The following is a 5,002-nucleotide window of genomic DNA, read 5'->3' as shown; positions in this document are numbered from 1 at the left end:
CTTCGCGTGGCTGACCCGCTACAACACCCGCCGCCGACACTCCACCAACAGCCACCTCAGCCCCGACGAATACGAACGCCGACACCACGCCGCTAGACTCACGCTCGCCGCGTGATCAATAACCGCGTGCCCACCTTCTTGGGGGAAGGCCCGGTCACCCGGCAGACCATCCACGCCATCACCGACATGACCGCACGCGAGGCATCACCACAGCGCATCGGCCGTATCGCCAGAGCCCAGTGGGGCATCGAGGCCGTCCACCACGTCAGGGACACAACGTTCACGCAGGACGCCTCCAAGATCCGCACCGGACACGGACCGGAGAACATGGCCACCCTCCGAAACCTCGCGATCAACACCCTCCGCGACGTCGGCCACCACAACATCGCCGCCGGATTCCGAGAGGTCTCCTACACCCCCTTCGTTCGCCCACTCGACCTACTCGAACTGCCCCTGACCTGTAACGGGACTCGACCAACCAGACTATGAATTAGCCCTGGCTACAAGCCCCTGAGAGAATCCCTGACATGCCAAGCCACACCGCGGAAGAGCTCCTCGCCAACGTTCACGGTCTGACCCCTGAACGCGCGCAACAGCTCGGCGATCAGATCGACGAATGCAGACAGCTACTGGACACGAACGTCGACATGGACACCGTCCAGCAGCATCTGAAAGACAAAGGCGTCAGCATCATCCACGCCATCCTGATCACCACCAGACTGCTCGACGACGACAACCCGAGCAGACTGCGCGCAGCACGCGAAATCGTGGAGTGCAGCCCAGCCCGAACACACAGCACTGCCTGACTACACAAACGCTCCCAAACCCCACCAGGACCAGGCCGCCGGGTAGCTGCGCGGCGGCGGTGATGAGGTCCGGGAAGCGGTCTTGGATCAAGGATCAGCGCCGGGTCTGGAGCAGCACCGCCCCGCCCGGTGCGGGTGGGGTGAAGACCAGGGCCCGGTGTCCGTCGAACTTCTACTCAAAGGCCCCAGGCCTCGGCCGTCCCGGGGGCCGGCAAGGCCTCGGCGGCCTGGGCGAGCATCGGCGCGAGAGGCGGGGTCGAAACCACTCGGGATGGCCTCCTCGCCGCTCGCACCTGCCGCCAGCATGACCGGCCAACGGCCACGGAGCCTGCGGGCGCCTCCACCAGGCCCGCCCTGTCGCTCAGACGGCCTCCGGAGAGCATTCGTCGCGACCTGGCATTGACCCGTTCTGCTCGAAGCCACAGTTCCGCAGCCCGGGTGCTCGGCCTGAACCGCCGCACTCTCAGCAAGTACGCCCGAGCCAACACCTGGCAGGAGGTGGTGCGGCGCCCGCCCCCGACCGCGTCCGGCCGCATACCGGGCACCAATCGGAGCCAACGGTCCCGGCACGACTGCGGCGCCGGGGCGCGGGCGTCGAAGGGGATTGGCAACCCGCAGCGGGAAACGGCAACGGAAATCGGCAACGGCCGCCGGCGGGCCACCGTGAAGATAGACCGCCGGTAGGAGAAATGGGGCGGACGGGAAGCCCGGATCCCGGGGCGGTGATCAGCCGTGGTCGCGGGCCCGGCGGGCACGGATCATCAGGGCCGTACCGAGCCCGGCGAAGATCGCGACGAGCCCGGCGCCGACGGCCGCGGTGGTGGTGGTGTCGTCGGCGGCGATCTCGGCGCCCGCGGCCACGGAGCCCTTGGGCACGACGGAGGTCTGGCCGGCGGTCTGCGGCTTCGCGGCGGCGGGCGTGGCGGAGGGCTGGGGCGTGGGCTTCGCGGAGGGCTCGTGGGAGACCGGCATGTACAGCAGGTCGGGCGGAAACCCTGACGTGGGGTTGGATTTCGCCCGCGACCCCGTCGACGCGATCCGCGTCGCCGCCACCTACTGGAGAACCGTGGACCGCTCCCGCCGCCAGCTCATCAGCAACGGCTTCGCCATCGCCGCCTTCGCCACCCCCGTCACCCGCTGGCTGGCCAAACCGACCGACGCCCCGACCGCGCACGAAGGCGGCCGGCAGGTCGGCCGCAGCGACCTCGACGAGCTGTGGAAGGCCGCTGACGAGGCCCGCTTGTGGGACTCCCGCTTCGGCGGCGGGAACGGGAAGGCCAGCTCCGTCACCGAATGCCTGCGCCTGAGCGCCGCACCGCTGCTGACCGGCACCTACACCGAGACCATCGGACGCGAGCTGTTCGCGGCGACCGCCGAGCTGTCCCGCGTCGTGGGCTGGTCCGCGGTCGACACCGGCCACCACGACGTCGCCCAGCGCCACTTCGTCCAAGCCCTGCGCCTGGCCCGGGCCGCAGGCAACGTGGAGAGCGGCTGCTACGTGCTGGCCACCATGGCCCTGCAGGCCTTCCTGCGCGGCCATCCCGAAGAAGCCGCCGACATGGCCGAAAGCGCCTACGAGCGCGGTGTCGGCCACGCCGCGCCCCGGGTGCTGGCCTTTGCGAAGCTGGCCGAGGCCCGCGCCCACGGGCGCACCGGAAACGCCAAGGCGGCCAAAGCCGCGCTCGGCCGTACCGAGGAACTCCTCGACTCCATCCGGCCGGGCAGCCACGACCCGGAGCAGCTCGCCTACATGACCCACGCCCGGCTCGCCGCCGATGCCACTGAAGTACACCGCGATCTCGAAGACCCCAAGGGCGCCTTCGCCTGGAACGCTCTGGCCGCGCCGATGCCGGCGGACCGCTTCACCCGCGCCACCGGCATCCGCATGGCCGTCCTGGCCACCAGCCACATCCAGAACCGCGAACTCGAGCGGGGCCTCACCGCCGCGAACACCTCGCTGCGGATCCTCAGCAACGTCCACTCCAGCCGCGCCCACAGCTATCTCCATGACGTGACCCGTGCCCTCGCACCGTGGAAGGGACAGCCCGAGGTGGCTGAACTCATCCACCGCACGCGCACCGAGCTTCCTGCCGCAGCCTGATCAGCAAAACGGGCGTGGCGCATTGTCAGGGAGGCGGGTGTTGTGTGGAATGGCGGTCACCGGCCTTCAGGAGGCCGTGCCCTGGCACTCACCCGACCTTGCGAGTGCCCTTGCCGGGGGCAGAAACGGGCTCCGTCCACACCGACAACATTCTCCAGCCCGCAACCCTGCCGCGCGCCGGTGTCGGGACGGTCCCGCGGTTGAGGTTGTCATGGGTATCACCGCACTCCGGCGCGACGCCGAACTGCTGACCCTCTACACCGGACTCCCCTACGAGCGTGCTCTCGGCATCGCCAGGAACGCACCTCGGCGTCAAAATCTGATTCCCGCGCCGGACCCTCAGCAAGAGCGCCTGGAACGGTGGCTTCTGCGGCGGCTGGCCTGGCCGTCCTGCGACCCCGTGTATCCGTGGGGCATCCGATGGGTGCGTCCCACGGCGGACTGCCTGACCATACGGTTCGAAGGCAACAGCATGGCGCGGGAGCTGGCTCGTGCACTGCCGCCGCGGGCCGACCTGGCCGGCGAGTTGCACGGCATCCCCGGTGCACGGTTCTCGCCGGCATCGCCGAAGGGCATCACGATGATCTGGCTGGGGACCTCGGCCTCCATTCTCCTGACCGGGATCTCTCAGGCGGCCTGGAAGTCCGCGCTGGCCGATGAGGAGCGGAGAGCCCGCGTTCGCCACTGGCGGGATGATCGAGCGCCGCCCGCTGGGCACTGGCCCCCGCACCGCCACCGACACCCCGGCCACGGCCGGCCCCCGTGCCCGTTTGGCCGCCGAGTTGGCCGAGGTGGCGCCGGCCGCGCTCGGCCGGCGCCGTCTCGGCCCGGGAAGCGCGGCCGTCGATCACTGACCGGCCGTCACCAACCGTGACACGATGCCCTCATGACTAGGGACGACAAAGCGGGTGGTCAAGGGTGAAAGAGGGCAGGCCCCGGGGTGGGCAACTCACCACTCACTCACCACCCACTCACCAGGAACGTCACCCGTGACTGCGCTTCGCGGTCACCAATCCCCCGTGGGCAAGCCAGGCTTGCCCAACCCTGCGGCTGTTACCCGCCCGGTGACCAGGCCGGTTGCCTTCGCCCTGTTACCTGCTCTGACCAGGGCGGAGGCTTCCGGGACCCGGCTCCCGCGCCGGAGGTAACACCAGACTTGCCCGGGCCGGAGCAGTGAACCTGAAACCACGTCACCCCGCCCTGACCAGCTAGTCAGCCACTCCCGCGCAAGCGGGGAACCTCAGGTCGTGGAACGAACCTGGTCATGGATGATGCGAGCCCGCAGACGTGCGCGACTACGAACGACGTGTCGAGCACTCCGAAACCCTCATCACCTGGGCCGCCATCACCCTCATGACCCGCCGCATCACCAAGGCACGCAAGCCCCCCAAGCGATTCTCACGCCTGCTCTGAGCAGGCAGTCAGGAATCGGTGACGTCGGGGCTGACCGGGGGCAGCGCCCAAGGTTCCAGCGTTCCGTCACAGAGCTCGGCCAGGAACTGCACTACTCCGCCTTCGTAGTGCCACCAGCCCCCGTTCCGAGACGCGACGGTGACCCGCCACTTCTGCGGGTTGTGCTCGATGGAGCTCCACAAGAACCGGTCGCCCTCAAGTGACTCACCCCAAGGCAGCAAGCCGGCGGGCGCTGGATAAGGGAGACGCAGGTCGGCGGCATCATCAGAGTCCCACCAGTCCCGGTCGTCCCGCATGGCCCGAAAGCGGTAGATCTCCCTGCCCGAGTCGGGAAGGCTGACGCGGAGGAAGTCGTCGAGCGTGAACGCGGGATACCTCTCCGCCAGGCATTTGAAGTCGGCAGGCAAGATGACGCCGAGGCCGTCCTCAATGACGCTCCAGTTGAGCCCCGCGGGCTCCGGCCTGCGGTGATCTACGAGCCCAGGAACAGCGCCCTCCAACGTGGCGATCGCCCCGTCAGGATCAAGGATCGGGCCTTCCCCCAAGAAGGTGGGCACGCGGTTATTGATCACGCGGCGAGCGTGAGTCTAAGGGCTGTCCCGTAAATGATCTTTGGGTGGGCCTGGGCGTGGCTGTTCGCTGTGTGGCTTGTCCGTCTATCCGGCGAGGGCGAGGTTGTGCA

The 5,002-nt window shown here is 68.8% G+C and carries 5 protein-coding genes and 1 pseudogene; 4 read left to right on the top strand and 2 right to left on the bottom strand.

The genetic code is table 11. The features are described 5' to 3' along the window. The first annotated feature begins 111 nt into the window (after positions 1-111). Entirely contained in the window at positions 112-489 is a 378-nt protein-coding gene (locus ACWF9Z_RS36405) for a hypothetical protein (RefSeq protein WP_453609874.1), read from the top strand. Between the two features lie 38 nt (positions 490-527). Then, positions 528-806, top strand: coding sequence for a hypothetical protein (locus ACWF9Z_RS36400; protein ID WP_453609872.1), 279 nt, complete (start codon positions 528-530; stop codon positions 804-806). Positions 807-1,532: 726 nt separating this feature from the next. Here the strand turns inward: ACWF9Z_RS36400 and ACWF9Z_RS36395 are convergent. After that, positions 1,533-1,778 carry a hypothetical protein gene (locus ACWF9Z_RS36395; protein ID WP_453609870.1) on the bottom strand — a complete coding sequence of 82 codons (246 nt, stop codon included), beginning with the start codon at positions 1,776-1,778 and terminating at the stop codon, positions 1,533-1,535. A 28-nt stretch (positions 1,779-1,806) separates the two neighbouring features. Between ACWF9Z_RS36395 and ACWF9Z_RS36390 the strand changes: the two genes are divergently transcribed. Both ACWF9Z_RS36390 and ACWF9Z_RS36385 read left to right on the top strand, forming a co-directional pair. Beyond that, complete coding sequence (locus ACWF9Z_RS36390; protein WP_453609868.1) at positions 1,807-2,907, top strand: sporulation protein; 1,101 nt, start codon at positions 1,807-1,809, stop codon at positions 2,905-2,907. 1,244 nt (positions 2,908-4,151) lie between these two features. Next, positions 4,152-4,281: pseudogene (locus tag ACWF9Z_RS36385) on the top strand (IS5-like element IS4811 family transposase); the annotation flags it as partial. Between the two features lie 47 nt (positions 4,282-4,328). On the opposite strand, the gene ACWF9Z_RS36380 reads toward ACWF9Z_RS36385, so the two are convergent. Beyond that, on the bottom strand, positions 4,329-4,892 hold the full coding sequence (locus tag ACWF9Z_RS36380) for a hypothetical protein (protein ID WP_453609866.1): 564 nt from the start codon (positions 4,890-4,892) through the stop codon (positions 4,329-4,331). Between the last annotated feature and the right edge of the window lie 110 nt (positions 4,893-5,002).

This window comes from Streptomyces sp. NPDC054961 (assembly GCF_053609145.1).
The sequence above is the reverse complement of the archived record's forward strand: the minus strand, read 5'-3'. Positions and strand labels throughout refer to the sequence as shown.

Coding starts and splice junctions, on each gene's coding strand:
- ACWF9Z_RS36400 (WP_453609872.1), top strand. CDS start 528: ATGCCAAGCCACACCGCGGAAGAGCTCCTCGCCAACGTTCACGGTCTG.
- ACWF9Z_RS36395 (WP_453609870.1), bottom strand. CDS start 1,778: ATGCCGGTCTCCCACGAGCCCTCCGCGAAGCCCACGCCCCAGCCCTCC.